The following is a 14,109-nucleotide window of genomic DNA, read 5'->3' on the forward strand; positions in this document are numbered from 1 at the left end:
AGTCCGAAGTAAGAAGTATGAAGTGGGGGGACCGAGAGCGGCGGCTTCAGGAGTCGGTGGAGGCGGCTTCGCCTTCGGGGCGCTTTTTGCGGTTGGGGTTTTCGCGGTCGACCGGGGGCTTTTTGGTGGTGGCGACGTCGGGATCGACGACCTTGACGGTGGCGCCGTCCTTCAGGCCGGCCTGGCCGAGCACGATGATGGGATCACCGACGGAGAGACCGGAGCGGACCTCGACGGTGGAGGGTGTTTCGAAACCGGCTTCGAGCGGGATTCGAACGGCTTTGTTGTCGCGGACGGTGAAGAGGTATTGGCCGCCGCCGTCGTAAACGATGGCGCGTTTGGGGGCGAGGAGGGCGTTGGGGCGCTCTTCGGTGGTGATGGCGACTTTAACGAACAGGCCGGGAAGGACTTCGCGGGTCGGGTTGCTTACGCCGACGGTGACTTTGAAGGTGCCGCTTTGCGGATCGATGACCGGGCTGATGCGCTTGACCCAGCCGGAGTAGGTTTGGCCGGGGAGAAACTCGGAGGTGACGGCGGCGGGTTGGTTCTTGGCAACCTCGGTGAGGTAGCGGCCGGGCGCGTAAACGACGGCGACCATGTCCTGGAGGGAAACGAGGGAGAACAACTTGGTGCCGGTGCCGACGCGGGCGCCGACTTGGACCTCACGTTCGGAGACGACGCCGTCGAAGGGGGCTTTGACGGTGGCGTGGTCGAGGCGGATCTGGGCGCGTTCGAAGGCAAGCTGGCGTTGGGTGAGGGAGTAGCGGGCGTTTTCGAACTCCTGCTGGTTCACGAGGCCGCGTTTGAAGAGCTCCTGGATGCGATCGAAGTTGGCCTTTTCGAGGTCGAGGTTGGCTTGGGCTTCGTTGGCGTCGACGCGGAGTTCGCGGTCGTCGATTTGGAGGAGCGGATCGCCGGTTTTGACGAAGTCGCCCTCCTCCACGAGCAGCTCCTCTACCTGGCCGGAGATCTGGGGGAAGAGCTCGACGGTGGATTCGGTTTCGAGGGTGGAGTTGAAAGAGAGGGTGGCGGCAATGGGGCCGCGGGTGATGGGCGCGGTTTGCACGGCGACGGCCTCCTCCTGGCCACCGCCGCCCCAGGGACCGGCGCGATTGGGGCCGGGTTTTTTGTCGCCGGCGGCGTCGGTTTTGGCGGCGTCGGTCGTGGCGGATTTTTCGGCGGCGGGTTTACCGTCGGCTTGGCCGGAGGCGGGGTCCTCCTTTTTGCCGCAAGCCGTCAGCACGAGGGCGGCGGCGAGGATGAGGGCGCTGGGTCCGAGGGGGGCCGAGCGGCGAAACATGGATGCGGTGAGGGGGGAGGGCTGGTTGCGCACGATGGAAGCGGAATGAAAAAGGGGAGGGGAAGAGGGGCAGGCTGCGGGGGAATGGCGTCGCGGTCTATAATACTCCTGTAGGGCCGGAAAGTTGCGGAAGGCGCGTCAAAAGGGGAAATACCGTCAGAATCGGGTCAAAAAGGGGGAAGCGGGCCGGGAAAAAGGAGGTGCGTTGACGGAGGCATTCCCCTCAATGACGCGCGATGGCCGACACAGGTGACGATTTGCGTAAATTTGTTTCGCGGGTGCGATTGGTGGGCGATGCCGGCGAAGGCGCGGTGAAGGCGTTGCCGGGTTTCAAGAAAGGACGGCATGCGGTGCCGGATGCGGTGACGCCGGCGACGCAGGCGTTTTTTGCGCGGCTGGTGGAGGACGTGTTGGCGGAGGAAGCGGAGGGCTGGTTTCAGCGGGCGCGGGCGGAACTGCGTTACAAGCGTAAGGAGCTGACGCTCGAAGTGACGAGTCCGCTGGCGGTGCTGACGGCGAAGGATTTCACCTTCGAGCTGGAGTATGGACTCGGGGAGCGAGATCCGGGCACGTATAGCGGCAAACGCACACTGCACGAGTTGCAGGCGGGACGATTGGGGGCGCCGGCGTTTGAGGCGTTGTTTGCGGGGCAGTTCAGTGAGATCGCCTTTGATCTGAAGAAAGGCGTGCAGGTGGAGGCGGTGATCGACGCGGTGGAGGATCTGGACGGGGCGGGTGGGCTGGCGGTGGATTATCCGTCGGACTACCGCTCCTGCACCCTGCGCGTGGAGGACGTGGAGGCGGAAGTGGTGTGCGACGGCGTATCGCTGGCGATGGTGTTCCCGCGGGCGGGTGCGCCGATGGAGCTGGTGGAGGCGTTTGTGGCCGTGCGGCGAGCGTTCGCGCTGAGCAAGCGGAGCGCGCTGGCGGGGCTATTGTGAGGCGTGATGCGTGATACGGGATGCGGGATGCGGAGAGGGTCGTGCCGCGAGCGAAGGTGATCACTTCTCGGGGAAGAGGCCTTCGTGGACGGCGGTGGGGTTGCCTTCGGCGTCGCGGATGGCGAAGCCGCCCATGTAGTCCCAGACCGTCCAGCCGAAGCCGGCTTCTTCACAGAGTTCCACGTTGGCGCGGATCCAGTTGAGGGTGGAGGCACGGTCGGCGGCGCGGTAGACACCAAATTCGGTGATGACCACATTGACGTTGTGCTCCTTGGCCCAGGCGATGACCGGGGCGTAGTGGTTCTGCACAAAAGCGAGGTCGAGCTGCATGGTGCGGCTGCCGTGGTCGGCGATCACGTCGGCGGCGAGGGGGCTGTCGGAGGCGACGGTGTAGCTCCCCGGGAACGGCACGTCGCCGGGAGGGATATCTTTGAGGTCGGACCACGGGGTGCTCTGGTGAGTGAAAAAGAAGGGCTCGTAGGTGTGGAGGGCGTAGTGGACGTTTGGGTCGTCGAAGAGGCGCAGGTCGGGCACGGTCTGGAACTGGCCCCAGCGGTTGGAAGAGACGTAGAGCACGCGATCGGCGTCGACCTCGCGAATGGCGTCGACGAGGAGTTGGTTAAGGATGTTGAGGTCCTCGTTGGCGGGGGCGACGGCTTCATTGAGGAGTTCGAAGCGGAGCCAGGGGCCGTGCTCGCGGTATTTGGTGGCGATCTGGCGCCAGAGGGAGGCGGCGGCGGCGCGGAGGGCGGGGTCGGTCCAGAGGGCGTTGTCGGCGGCGTCGTTTAGGAACTCGTTGCCGGGCAGGTAGTGCATGTCGACGATAACGCCGAGGTTTTGGTCCTGGCACCACGTGAGGGCTTCGTCGAGGGGCTCGAGGAGTTCGGCGATGAGGTTGCCCTCGAGGCTGATGAGGATGCGGCCGTCGATGGGAATGCGCACGTGGTCGTAGCCGTGGGCGGCGATCCAAGCGGCGTCTTCGGCGTCGAAACGATCGGGCGTGGCGTAGCGGCCGGGGAAGTGTTGGGCCATCCAGTGGCTGATGTTGACGCCGCGTTTGAAGGTGGGCTCGGCCGCCGCGGTGGTGAGAGGTAGGAGGGTGGCGGCGAGCGTGAGAAGGAGGAGTCGGCGGAGGGGGGTCATGGGGAAGTGGAGGACGATGGGGGTTGGGGGAAAAAGAAAACGGCGGCCCCGGGAAGGAGCCGCCGTGCGGAAGAAGAAGAAACGAATAACGGAAAGGTCGGACGGCGACTCGCGGGATCAACCGAGCATCTCGGCGACCATCTCGCGCTCGCCGACGAGCTCGGCGTTGGTGGCGGCGATCTTCTCCTGGGAGAAGGCGTCGCTGAGGTCGTAGTCCTTGAGGATCTCGTAGGAGCCTGGCGTGGTGGTGCGCACCGGCATGCCGGCCCAGACGTTGGGATCGAAACCGTAGGCACCTTCGGACTTCACGGCGATGGAGTGCACCTTGCCGGGGGTCATGAGGTCGTGCACGTGGTCGACGAGGGCGTTGGCGGCGGAAGCGGCGGAGGAGAGGCCGCGGGCGGCGATGATGGCGGCGCCGCGCTTGCCGACGACCGGGCAGAATTCGTTTTCGAGCCAGGCGTTGTCGTTGATGACGTCGACGGCGGGCTTGCCACCGATGGTGGCGTGGCGGAAGGCCGGATACATGGACGGGCTGTGGTTACCCCAGATGTAGATGTCCTCGACGGTGGTGAGGTCGACCCCGGCCTTCTTGGCGAGCTGGGCCTGGGCGCGGTTTTGGTCGAGGCGGACCATGGCGGTGAAGCGGTCCGGGGTGAGTCGCTTGGCCTTGGAGGCGGCGATCATGGTGTTGGTGTTGGCGGGGTTGCCCACGACGGCGACGCGGGCGTCCTCGGCGGCGACGCGGTCGATGATCTCACCTTGAGCGGTGAAGATCACGCCGTTGCCCTTGAGGAGGTCGGCGCGCTCCATGCCGGGGCCGCGGGGCTTGGCGCCGACGAGCAGCGACCAGTTGGCGTCCTTGAAGCCTACTTCACCGGAATCGGTGAGGACCATGCCCTTGAGGAGCGGGAAAGCGCAGTCATCGAGTTCCATGGCCACGCCTTCGAGGGCTTTCATGGCCTTTTCGTTGGGGATTTCGATGAGTTGAAGAATCACCGGTTGGTCGGGGCCGAACATGGCGCCGGAGGCGATACGGAAGAGGAGGGCGTAGCCGATCTGGCCGGCTGCACCCGTGACAGCAACACGGATGGGAGAATTCATAGCAAAGAAGGTTCAGGTAATCAGAAAACGTGAGGTGGGGACACGCACGAATTGCGAAAAATTAATCGCCGGAGTGTCGGATCGTTCGGGGGACAGCTTCGGAGCGGGGCGGGAGCGACGCAAGCCGGGCACGGTTACAGAAAGGCGGCGGCCCAGCGCGGGATCTCGAGCGGGCGGTGGTAGAGGTGGTCCTCGATGAGGGCCTGAAGCCAGGGTCGTGAACAGGTGCAGTCGAGCACGCGCAGATGCACGGTGTCGGCGGTGCGATCGAGTTCGTAGCGATCGATGACGAGGGTGACGGGTTCGGCTTCGCCGTGCGGGGTGCCGGTGACTTCGAGGCGGCGGTTGCGGGAGTCGAGGTGCAGGGCCTCGACCGAACCGTAGCGGGCGAGGTGTTGGTTGAGCAGGCGGCGGGCGGTGCTGGCGGCGACGGAGTCTTTGAGGGCGCGAAACATGGGCGGGGGGAGTCTTCTGGATAGGCTCTGAGTCGGAGGACGGGCGAGAGGTTCCGGGGATCGTAAGTTGGTTGGGCGAGGGAGCGGGTGCGAACCGGTGCGGCGGTTTGCGGTCCGTGCCGAGGGCGTAGGTCCAACTCCGCTTCAATTTATCACGCCATGAAACTGTCTCACCTTTCCCGCTACAGCGAAATCCTCGGTCTGCTCTGGAAGTATGGCCGCTCCGACTGGGTGCGTCGGCTCGACGACTCGTTTGAACCGCAGTCGGCGGACGAGGTGGATCCGGACAGCGCGCCGGAGCAGTTGGCCGACGATTTGGAGGCGATGGGGCCGACCTACATCAAACTCGGGCAGGTCTTGGCGGGGCGGCCGGATCTGTTGCCGCCGCCGTATGTGAAGGCGCTGTCGCGTCTGCAGGACAACGTGAAGCCGTTTGAGTTCGCCGAGGTGCAGCAGGCGGTGGAGGAAGGACTGGGCGTGCGGCTGTCGAAGGCGTTTGCTTCGTTTGAAGAGGAGCCGATGGCGGCGGCGTCGCTGGGCCAGGTGCATGCGGCAGTGTTACGCGATGGCCGGGAGGTCGTGGTGAAGGTGCAGCGACCGGGCATCCGGGAACGCATCGCGGAAGATTTTGAGGCGCTGGAGGGGCTGGCGGAGTTTTTGGACGCGCACACCGAGATGGGCCGGAAGGTGCAGTTTGGCGCGGTGTTGGAGGAGTTTCGGCAGACGATCCGGCGCGAGCTGAACTACGAGCGGGAAGCGCAGAACCTGCGAGTGGTGGGCGCGAACCTGAAGCGTTTTGACCGCATCTACGTGCCGCAGCCGATCGATGATTACTGCGCGCGGGAGGTGTTGACGATGGAGCGCGTGCAGGGGCGCAAGGTGACGGAGCTGAGTCCGTTGGCGTCACTCGACATGGAGTTGGAGCCGTTGATCGAACAACTCTTCGAGAGCTACCTGCAGCAGGTGCTGATCGACGGGCTGTTCCATGCGGATCCGCACCCGGGAAATATTTTTGTGACCGATGACGGGCGCTTGGCGCTGCTGGATCTGGGCATGGTGGGTTACGTGTCGATCCGGCAGCAGGGGCAGTTGTTGAAAGTGCTGATGGGCGTGAGCGAAGGTCGCGGTGAGGAGGCGGCGGAGGCCGTCGTGCAGATGAGCGAACGAGTGGAGGCAGCCAACCCGCGGGAGTTTCGGCGAGAGGTGGGGAAACTCATTTCGCGACGCCACGATCAGGACCTGCGATCGCTGGATGTGGGCAGGTCGTTGCTGGATTTGAGCAAGTTGGCGCGGGATTCGGGCCTGCGGGTGCCGAGCGAACTGACGGTGCTGGGCAAGACGCTGATGCAACTCGAGTCAGTCGGGCGGACGTTGGAGCCGGAGTTTAATCCGGCGGCCTCGATCCAGCGTCATGTCGATGACCTGATGACAAAGCGGATGAAGTCCGATTTGGCGAAGGGCAACGTGTTCGCCTCGTTGCTGGAGGCGAAGGAGTTTGCGGCGAAGTTACCGGGGCGCCTGAACCGGATTTTGGATGTGGTCGCGAGTTCGGACCTGCAGGTGAAGGTGAAGTCGCAGGATGCGAAGCCGTTTTTGGAGGGGCTGCAGAAAATCGCCAACCGGATCACGGCCGGCATGGTGTTGGGCGCGTTGATCGTGGGCGCGGCGCTGATGATGCGGGTGAGTTCCAGTTTCCAGCTCTTCGGGTATCCCGGGCTGGCGATCCTGTGTTTCCTCGCGGCGGCGGCCGGAGGCTTTTACCTCGTGCTCAGCATTTTTGTGCAGGACTACCGCACCAAGCGGGACTTGGAGCGGTAGGGCGGCGAGGTGGGGACGGGGCGGAGGCGGCTGAAAGAAGCCGGCGCCTCAGCTGAAACGTGGCGCGAGCGCGGCGTAGGTATCGCGCACGAGCTGTTCGGTGGTGGCCCAGTCGATGCAGCCGTCGGTGATGGAAACGCCGTAGCGCAGGTCGGACTTGGGCTGGGGGAAGGGTTGGCTGCCGGCGGCCAGGTTGGACTCGACCATGGCTCCGATGATGGAGGTGCTGCCGGCGGTGACCTGCTCCACTACGGCGCGCATGACGTCGGGTTGGAGCTCGGGCTTTTTGGCGGAATTGGCGTGGGAGCAATCGACCAAGATCGAGGGCAGGAGGCCGGCTTTGGTGAGCACGGCTTCGGTTTCGGCGATGTGCTCGGGAGAGTAGTTGGGGCCAGCGGAGCCGCCGCGCAGGACGATGTGGCAGTTGGGGTTGCCGCGGGTGACGATGGCGGAGGCGCGACCGTCGACTGAAACGCCCATGAAGGTCTGGGGTTGGGAGGCGGCTTTGATGGCGTTGATGGCTGCGCCGAGGGTGCCATCGGTGCCGTTTTTGAAGCCGAGCGGCATGGAGAGGCCGGAGGCCATCTGCCGGTGGGTTTGCGACTCGGTGGTGCGGGCGCCGACGGCGGACCAGCAAATGAGATCGGCAATGTATTGCGGCGTGATCGGGTCGAGCAGCTCGGTGGCGGTCGGCAGACCGAGGTCGAGCACCTCGCGCAGGAAGGCGCGGGCGGTGCGGAGGCCGGTCTCGATGTCGTGGGAGCCGTCGAGTTGCGGATCCATGATGAGGCCCTTCCAGCCGACGGTGGTGCGGGGTTTCTCGAAATAGACCCGCATCACGATGAGGATGCGGTCGGAAACCTCGGCGGCGAGGGCGGCGAGGCGGCGGGCGTAGTCGCGGCCGGCTTCGAGGTCGTGAATGGAGCAGGGACCGATCACGAGGAGGAAACGTTTGTCCTCGGTGAAGATCACGCGGTGGATGTCGCCGCGCACGCGGGTGATGAAGTCGGACTGGGATTCCGTCTTGGGGAGCTCGGCGAAGAGGGTTTCCGGAGCGGGCAGGACCCGGGTCTCGACGACATTGATATCGGACGTGCGTTGCATGAACCGGCCAAAGTGGAGGATTGGCTCCCCGTTGGGCAAGACTGCGGGTGGGCGAGTATCAGGCGAGGGGGTGGGGGCGAAGTCGCGCTTGGCGCGTCGAGAAATCCGGATAAAAAGTTGGCCGGCCACCTACCCCTAAGTGACCGGCCATTTGCTTTCTTAGTTACCCCAAAACTCCCGCTAGGCGGGAGAAGTAGAAATCTGATGTTGCGAACATCGGTGATGTGAGGACGTTCGTCAATAAAAGTTTTCAAAAACTATCACAAAAAACCCTAAGTAGTTGAAATGAAGAATTTTAAAGAATGCAACGATATTGCAAAAAATGTTTCCTGGGCTCCGTTGCAATGGGGTTGTGTGGTTGATGTGAGGGGCGAAGACGCGGCGGAATTCCTGCAAGGGCAGTTTTCGCAGGATTTACGGGGACTGGCGTCGGGCGGGGTAGCCTATGGGTTTTGGCTGGGGCGGACGGGCAAGGTCGAGGGCGACAGTTGGATCGTGGCGGCGGGGGAAGATGCGTTTCGCGTGTTTAGCCGCAGCCTGCTGGCGGGGGCGCTGATTGAACGGCTGGAGCGATTCATCATCGCGGATGACGTGGAGCTGGCGGACGAGACGGCCGCATGGGAGGCGTCGTGGTGGAGTGAGGCGGCGGCGGTGGAGCCGGGGGACTCGGAAACGTCGACCTACGTGCTGCGGGAGGGCGGCGGTTTGTTGGACGGGAGCGTGATCCGGCTGGTGAAGCGGCGCGAAGGGCTGTCGGCGGCGGAGCTGGGGGCGGATGCGGGCGCGTCGCAGGTGAGTGAAGCCGAGGTGGAAGCGGCGCGGATTGCGGGAGGCGTGCCGCGGGTGCCGGTAGATATCGGGCCAAACGATTTGCCGCAGGAAGGCGGTCTGGAGACGATCGGAGTGAGTTTTAACAAAGGCTGTTACCTGGGGCAGGAAGTGATGGCGCGGCTAAAGACGACGGGGCGGGTGCGTCGGCGGCTTGTGGTGGTGAGCGGTGACGGCGAAGTGCCGGCGGCAGCGGCGTCGGAATTGAAGGACGGTGACAAGGTGGTGGCGGAGCTGCGGTCCCGGGTCGGTTTGGCAAAGGGCGGTTGGGTCGGTCTGGCGATGGCGGGCGCGGCGTTGGCCGGACAGGAGGCGGGGGAACTGCAACGGGCGGACGGTGGAGGCGTCGTTTCTTGGCGATCGCGCGGCGTCTCGGGGTGAGGCGTTGACGGTCGGGCAGCGGGTGGGCATGCCCCGGGATGCAATGATGCAAGATCGAGTTGTTTCCCTCTTTCAGGAAAGCTTTGGTCGGGTCCCGACGGCAGTGTGCCGTGCGCCGGGCCGGATCGAATTTATCGGCAACCACACCGACTATAATGGTGGCGAGGTGATGGGGGCGGCGATCGATCGTGGTTTGTGGGTGGCGGTTGCGCCGCGGGAGGATGGGGAGCGGCGGTTTTGCAGCGATCTCGCGCCGGGGCGGGTGGTACTTCAGAGCGGGGTGCTGGAGCCGAAGGAGGGGGACGAGAGTTGGATCAATTATCCGTTGGGCGTGCTGGCGGGCATGCCGGAGTTTGGGCTCACGGCGCCGAGTGGGTTTGATTTTGCGGTGGCTTCGGATCTGCCGACGGGGGCGGGGTTAAGCAGCAGTGCGGCGATCGAGCTGTCGTCGGGTTTGGCGTTTTTGGCGCTGACGGAGCAGAGCCTGCCGCGGGAGGAGCTCGTGAAACTCGGCCGCTGGGCGGAAAACCACTTCGTGGGCGTGCCGTGCGGCATTCTCGACCAGGGGGTGTCGGGGTTTGGGGCGGAGAACAGTTTGGTGCACATCGACTGTGCGACGACGGCGTTCTCGACCGTGCCGATGCCGGAGGGAGCGCACTTCTGGATCTTTAACACGCCGGGCGGGCATGCGCTGGTCGACGGCGCTTACGCGTCGCGGCATCGCGAGTGTATGGCGGCGGCTGGGGTTTTGGGCGTGAAACTGCTGGCAGATACGACGCTGGAAGCGTTGGTGGCGGCAAAAGCGCAGATGGAGCCGACCGTCTTCAAGCGGGCGCACCATGTGTTGTCGGAGATCGAGCGGGTGAATGGCGTGCAGGCGGCGCTGGCGGAGGGCGATTTGGCGACCGTGGGTAAGCTGTTGGTGGCCTCACACCGCAGTTCTCAGCATGATTTTGAAAACAGCACGGTACAGCTCGATGACGTCGTGGATCGGTTGGTTGAATGCGAAGGCGTTTGGGGCGCGCGTCTGACCGGCGGCGGTTTTGGCGGCGCGGTGATGGCGTTGACCGATGAGCGCTTCGATGCCGCGGCGGCGGCAGAAGTCAGTGCGGCCTTTGCGGAGAAGTGGGGCGCGCCGGCGACACCGTTGCATCTGCAGGCGGCGCGGGGCGCCGAGCGAATCTGTTGAGGCGGTCGCGCTGCCGGGCGCGGCCTACCAGATCTGCAAAAACTGATCGAGGTAGGCGTTGAAGGGGCGGTAGCCGCCGAGCAGGTAGGTGCCGGCGGCGATGGCCAGCATCGGGCCGAAGGGCACGTGGGCGCCAAAACCGACCTCGGTCTCCTCGCCCTCGGGGGTTTCGGCGCGGAGGGCGGCGGATTGTTTTTGGCGGGTGACAGCTTGGATGAGCAGGGCGATGGCGAACCAAGCTGTGCCTACGATCGCGCCGCCAAACATGGCGAAAACGGCGCCCTTCCAGCCAAGAAAGGCTCCGATCACGCCCATGAACTTCACGTCGCCGAAGCCCATCGCTTCTTTTTTGAGTAGCGCCTCGGCAATGAGGGCGATCCATAGGATCAGGCCGGAACCGACAAATACGCCGAGAATGGCGTGGGTCGCGGAGCGCATGCCATCGAGCACGAAGATTCCGGAGCCGCCGAAGCCGTGGAGGGACGGGATAAGGAAGGAGACCATGACGCCGACGACCGTTCCTCCGATCGTGATGCCGTCGGGGATGATCATGTGATCGAGGTCGATGAACATGGCCGGGATGAGCAGTCCGAGGAGGACGAGTCCGGCGAAAGCGACCAGCGGCGGGTGGGTGAGCCAGCAGAGGAGGAAGAGTCCGCCGGTGAAGGCCTCGATGGCCGGGTAACGGAACGAGTAGGGGGCGCCGCAGCAGCGGGCGCGGCCGCGGAGGATGAACCAGCTCAGGATTGGTAGATTGTCATACCACTTGATCGGCTGGCCGCAGGCGCAGTGGGAGGGCGGCGAGACGATCGATTCGCCCTTGGGCACGCGGTAGATGACCACGTTGAGAAAACTGCCGATGAGGGCGCCGAAGATAAAAACAGCCGTGGGAAACAACGCCGGGAAGAGCGCGTCGATCTGCTGCAGGTCGCTCAGCATGGGTGGGCGGGATGGATGGGGCGCGTCGAGCGGTGGCCGGTGAAGTGTCGGCCTGCGACCGTTGAAGCGGCGGATCAGAAGCCCGGATCGGACGGAATCACGCCGACCACTTTGATCTCGATGGGGCCGATCTCGGAGGTGAGGCCGAGGTTTTCGCGGTAGATCTCGGTGATTTCCTGGGTCAGGTAGCCTTGGATCGCGTCGAGTTTGGCCTCGGGGCGCACTTTGAGCCGGAGCCGGGTGGTGAAGCGTTCCTTGCGGATCTTGATGGACGCGTTGGCTGAGGCGACGCCTTTGACCTGCTCGCAGCAGGCTTCCACCATGCGATGGAGGGCGCGGCGGGAGATGAGGAGCTGGCCGCTTTCGTTGGAGGCGAGCGGGAGGGCACGCGGGCGGCGCAGGAAGAGCAGCACCAAGAGCAGGGCTAGACCTCCGCCGATGACGATGGTCATGACCGGCGTGGTGGAAAGATAGTCGGTGATCGGGCTCACGATGAAAGGGAGGGAATGCGAAGGGGCGGCGGGCGCGGTGTGGCGGTGGGCTCAGTCGGTGGCACCGCCAGCTTCCGGCCAGAGATCGTCTTCGGGCGTGGATTTGTCGGACGGGAGGCGGACGCCTTCGATGATGACGTCGACCTTGCGCACCTCTTTGCCGGTCATGGCGATGACCTGTTTGCGCACATCGAGTTGGACTTCGTAGGCCGTGCGACCGATCTCGGACCCGTAAGCGACGATGAGGCGGACCTCGATGTCGTATTCGTTGTCGTCGTTTTCAAGGACGCGGACGCCGCGATGGTCGGCTTCCTTCTTGGTGAAGATCTCGCCAATGCCGTCGACGATGCCGCCACCGACGCCGGCCACACCCTTAACTTGGAGGGCGGCGAGGCGCACGATGCCCGCGATCACGTTGTGGTTGATCTTGATGTCACCCAGGTCGGGCTGGTCGTCGTAACGGGGAGGCGGGGGAAATTCCTGAGAGTGCATGGTCGGGGGCAGCTAAGGCGGCGCTCGGGTGTGTGGCAAGGCTCCCGATGGGACGGGCGCGACAGAAAGAAAAACCGCCCGGCGGTGAGCGCGGGCGGTTTGAAAAGGGCGGGGCGGTGATGCGTGACCGAGGCGGATCCGTTTAGGAGAACAGGTCGGTCGGCGTGCGGGCGAGGAAGTCCTCCATGTAGGCGGTGGTGGCCTTACCCTCCATGAAGGTTGGGTCGGACATGATGGCCTTGTGGATGGGAATCGTGGTCTTGATGCCGCGGATGAGGTATTCGTTGAGGGCGCGGTAGGCGCGCTCGAGGGCGGTCTTCCTGTCGGCGCCGTAGCAGATCAGTTTGCCGATCATGGAATCGTAGTAGGGCGGAATCTGGTAGCCGGAGTAAACGTGGCTGTCGACGCGCACGCCGTGGCCGCCGGGGGCGTAGTAGAGTCCGATCGTGCCCGGGGAGGGCGTGAAGTTGCGCGCCGGGTCCTCGGCATTGATGCGGCACTCGATGGCGTGGCGGTTGAAGGTGATGTCCTTCTGGTCGAAGGGGAGCGGTTCACCGTTGGCGATGAGGATCTGCTGTTTGATCAGGTCGATGCCGGTGAGCTCCTCGGTCACCGGGTGTTCCACCTGAATGCGGGTGTTCATCTCGATGAAGTAGAAGTTACCCGTAGCATCGACGAGGAACTCGATGGTGCCGGCATTCTCGTAGTTGGCGGCCTCGGTGGCTTTGATGGCAGCCTTGCCCATGGCCTTGCGCAGGCTGGGGTTGGCGAGGAGGAAAGGGGAGGGCGCCTCTTCGATGAGTTTCTGGTGGCGACGCTGGACAGAGCAGTCGCGTTCGCCGAGGTGGACGACCTTGCCATGGGAGTCGGCCAGCACCTGAAACTCGATGTGACGGGGCTTCTCGATGTATTTCTCGATGTAGACATCGCCGTTGCCGAAGGCCTTTTCGGCCTCGTTTTTCGCGACGTGGAGTTCCTTGGCGAAGGAAACGTCGTTGTGGGCGATACGCATACCACGTCCGCCGCCGCCGGCCACGGCCTTAATGATGACCGGATAACCGATCTTGCGGGCCAGTTTGAGGGCTTCGGCTTCGTTGGCGATAGGGCCATCGGAGCCCGGGACGATTGGCACGCCGGCTTTGCGCACGGTTTCCTTGGCGACGGCCTTGTCGCCCATGCGGCGGATGGACTCGGCACGGGGGCCGATGAATTTGATGTTACAGGATTCGCACTGTTCGGCGAATTTGGCGTTCTCGGATAGGAAGCCGTAACCGGGGTGGATGGCGTCCACATCGGCAATTTCGGCGGCGGCGATGATGCGATCGGCCTTGAGATAGCTCTCGTCGCTGCGCGGACCACCGATGCAGATGGCCTCGTCGGCCAGTTGGACGTGGAGGGACTGGACGTCAGCCTCCGAGTAGACCGCCAAGGTTTTGATGCCGAGTTCGCGACAGGCGCGGACAATACGGAGGGCGATTTCACCGCGGTTCGCGATGAGGACTTTTTGAATCATACGTCGAGTGGATTGGTGCGAGGGCACCGGGAAGGCCTTAGAAGGCGGCATGAATGGTGCTGGCCTTCAAGTTGCTGAATCGATTCGGGCCTGAATCAGGCCGATTTCACTTTGAAGAGGCGCTGGCCGTATTCCACGGGCTCGCCGTTTTCGACCAAGACATCGAGGATCGTGCCCTTCACTTCGGCTTGGATCTCGTTCATGATCTTCATGGCCTCAATAATGCAGACCACCGAACTTTCGGTCACCTTGGTGCCGGCTTCGGCGAAGGGTTTGGAGTCCGGGGAGGGTGAGCGGTAGAAGGTGCCCACCATCGGAGACTTAATGTAAGTCACGCCGGCTTCTTCAGCGGGTTCGGCTGCGGCGGCCCCGATGGCGGTGGGGGCGGGCGCTGGGGCCGGGGAGCTCACG

Annotated in this window: 14 protein-coding genes (1 of these 14 running past the window's edge); 4 read left to right on the forward strand and 10 right to left on the reverse strand. The window is 64.1% G+C overall.

Annotation, left to right across the window (positions count from 1 at the left end):
• Positions 1-46: 46 nt before the first annotated feature.
• The gene (locus K1X11_RS16885; protein WP_221031415.1) at positions 47-1,300 is read right to left on the reverse strand and encodes an efflux RND transporter periplasmic adaptor subunit; all 1,254 of its coding nucleotides are present in this window, start codon (positions 1,298-1,300) and stop codon (positions 47-49) included.
• Positions 1,301-1,536: 236 nt separating this feature from the next.
• Here K1X11_RS16885 and K1X11_RS16890 point away from each other — a divergent pair, with 236 nt between their 5' ends.
• A complete protein-coding gene (locus K1X11_RS16890) occupies positions 1,537-2,241 on the forward strand; it encodes a hypothetical protein (protein WP_221031416.1) in 705 nt (234 codons plus the stop codon).
• 60 nt (positions 2,242-2,301) lie between these two features.
• Here K1X11_RS16890 and K1X11_RS16895 read toward each other — a convergent pair whose 3' ends face one another.
• The 3 genes from K1X11_RS16895 to K1X11_RS16905 all read right to left on the reverse strand — a co-directional run bounded on the left by K1X11_RS16895 (position 2,302) and on the right by K1X11_RS16905 (position 4,943).
• Positions 2,302-3,384 (reverse strand): glycoside hydrolase family 5 protein, encoded by a 1,083-nt coding sequence (locus K1X11_RS16895; protein ID WP_221031417.1) that lies wholly within the window; start codon positions 3,382-3,384, stop codon positions 2,302-2,304.
• Positions 3,385-3,501: 117 nt separating this feature from the next.
• Positions 3,502-4,488, reverse strand: a complete 987-nt coding sequence (locus K1X11_RS16900) for a malate dehydrogenase (RefSeq protein ID WP_221031418.1) — start codon at positions 4,486-4,488, stop codon at positions 3,502-3,504.
• A 134-nt stretch (positions 4,489-4,622) separates the two neighbouring features.
• The gene (locus K1X11_RS16905; protein WP_221031419.1) at positions 4,623-4,943 is read right to left on the reverse strand and encodes a hypothetical protein; all 321 of its coding nucleotides are present in this window, start codon (positions 4,941-4,943) and stop codon (positions 4,623-4,625) included.
• A 159-nt stretch (positions 4,944-5,102) separates the two neighbouring features.
• On the opposite strand from K1X11_RS16905, the gene K1X11_RS16910 reads away from it, so the two are divergent.
• Positions 5,103-6,761, forward strand: coding sequence for an ABC1 kinase family protein (locus K1X11_RS16910; RefSeq protein ID WP_221031420.1), 1,659 nt, complete (start codon positions 5,103-5,105; stop codon positions 6,759-6,761).
• A gap of 48 nt (positions 6,762-6,809) precedes the next feature.
• Here K1X11_RS16910 and K1X11_RS16915 read toward each other — a convergent pair whose 3' ends face one another.
• A complete protein-coding gene (locus K1X11_RS16915; protein ID WP_221031421.1) occupies positions 6,810-7,865 on the reverse strand; it encodes a 3-deoxy-7-phosphoheptulonate synthase in 1,056 nt (351 codons plus the stop codon).
• A 285-nt stretch (positions 7,866-8,150) separates the two neighbouring features.
• Between K1X11_RS16915 and ygfZ the strand changes: the two genes are divergently transcribed.
• Together ygfZ and galK are read left to right on the forward strand one after the other, a co-directional pair.
• Positions 8,151-9,074 (forward strand): CAF17-like 4Fe-4S cluster assembly/insertion protein YgfZ, encoded by a 924-nt coding sequence (ygfZ, locus tag K1X11_RS16920; protein WP_225919469.1) that lies wholly within the window; start codon positions 8,151-8,153, stop codon positions 9,072-9,074.
• 43 nt (positions 9,075-9,117) lie between these two features.
• A complete protein-coding gene (gene galK / locus K1X11_RS16925; RefSeq protein WP_324726012.1) occupies positions 9,118-10,263 on the forward strand; it encodes a galactokinase in 1,146 nt (381 codons plus the stop codon).
• A gap of 24 nt (positions 10,264-10,287) precedes the next feature.
• On the opposite strand, the gene K1X11_RS16930 is transcribed toward galK, so the two are convergent.
• The 5 genes from K1X11_RS16930 to accB form a co-directional block, all read right to left on the reverse strand.
• A complete protein-coding gene (locus tag K1X11_RS16930; protein WP_221033292.1) occupies positions 10,288-11,202 on the reverse strand; it encodes a prepilin peptidase in 915 nt (304 codons plus the stop codon).
• A 74-nt stretch (positions 11,203-11,276) separates the two neighbouring features.
• Positions 11,277-11,693 (reverse strand): DUF6286 domain-containing protein, encoded by a 417-nt coding sequence (locus K1X11_RS16935; protein ID WP_324726013.1) that lies wholly within the window; start codon positions 11,691-11,693, stop codon positions 11,277-11,279.
• A gap of 51 nt (positions 11,694-11,744) precedes the next feature.
• Positions 11,745-12,185, reverse strand: coding sequence for an Asp23/Gls24 family envelope stress response protein (locus tag K1X11_RS16940; protein WP_221033291.1), 441 nt, complete (start codon positions 12,183-12,185; stop codon positions 11,745-11,747).
• 142 nt (positions 12,186-12,327) lie between these two features.
• Positions 12,328-13,698: an acetyl-CoA carboxylase biotin carboxylase subunit gene (gene accC / locus K1X11_RS16945; protein WP_221033290.1), complete on the reverse strand. Its 1,371-nt coding sequence runs from the start codon at positions 13,696-13,698 to the stop codon at positions 12,328-12,330.
• 95 nt (positions 13,699-13,793) lie between these two features.
• Positions 13,794-14,109, reverse strand: the 3' portion of a protein-coding gene (gene accB, locus K1X11_RS16950) for an acetyl-CoA carboxylase biotin carboxyl carrier protein (RefSeq protein ID WP_225919752.1). Its footprint extends 173 nt past the window's final position; only the last 316 of its 489 coding nucleotides appear in the window; its start codon lies off the right edge, out of view — the gene reads right to left on this strand; it ends in the stop codon at positions 13,794-13,796.

The sequence above is a fragment of the Actomonas aquatica genome, assembly GCF_019679435.2.
GTDB lineage: Bacteria > Verrucomicrobiota > Verrucomicrobiia > Opitutales > Opitutaceae > Actomonas > Actomonas aquatica.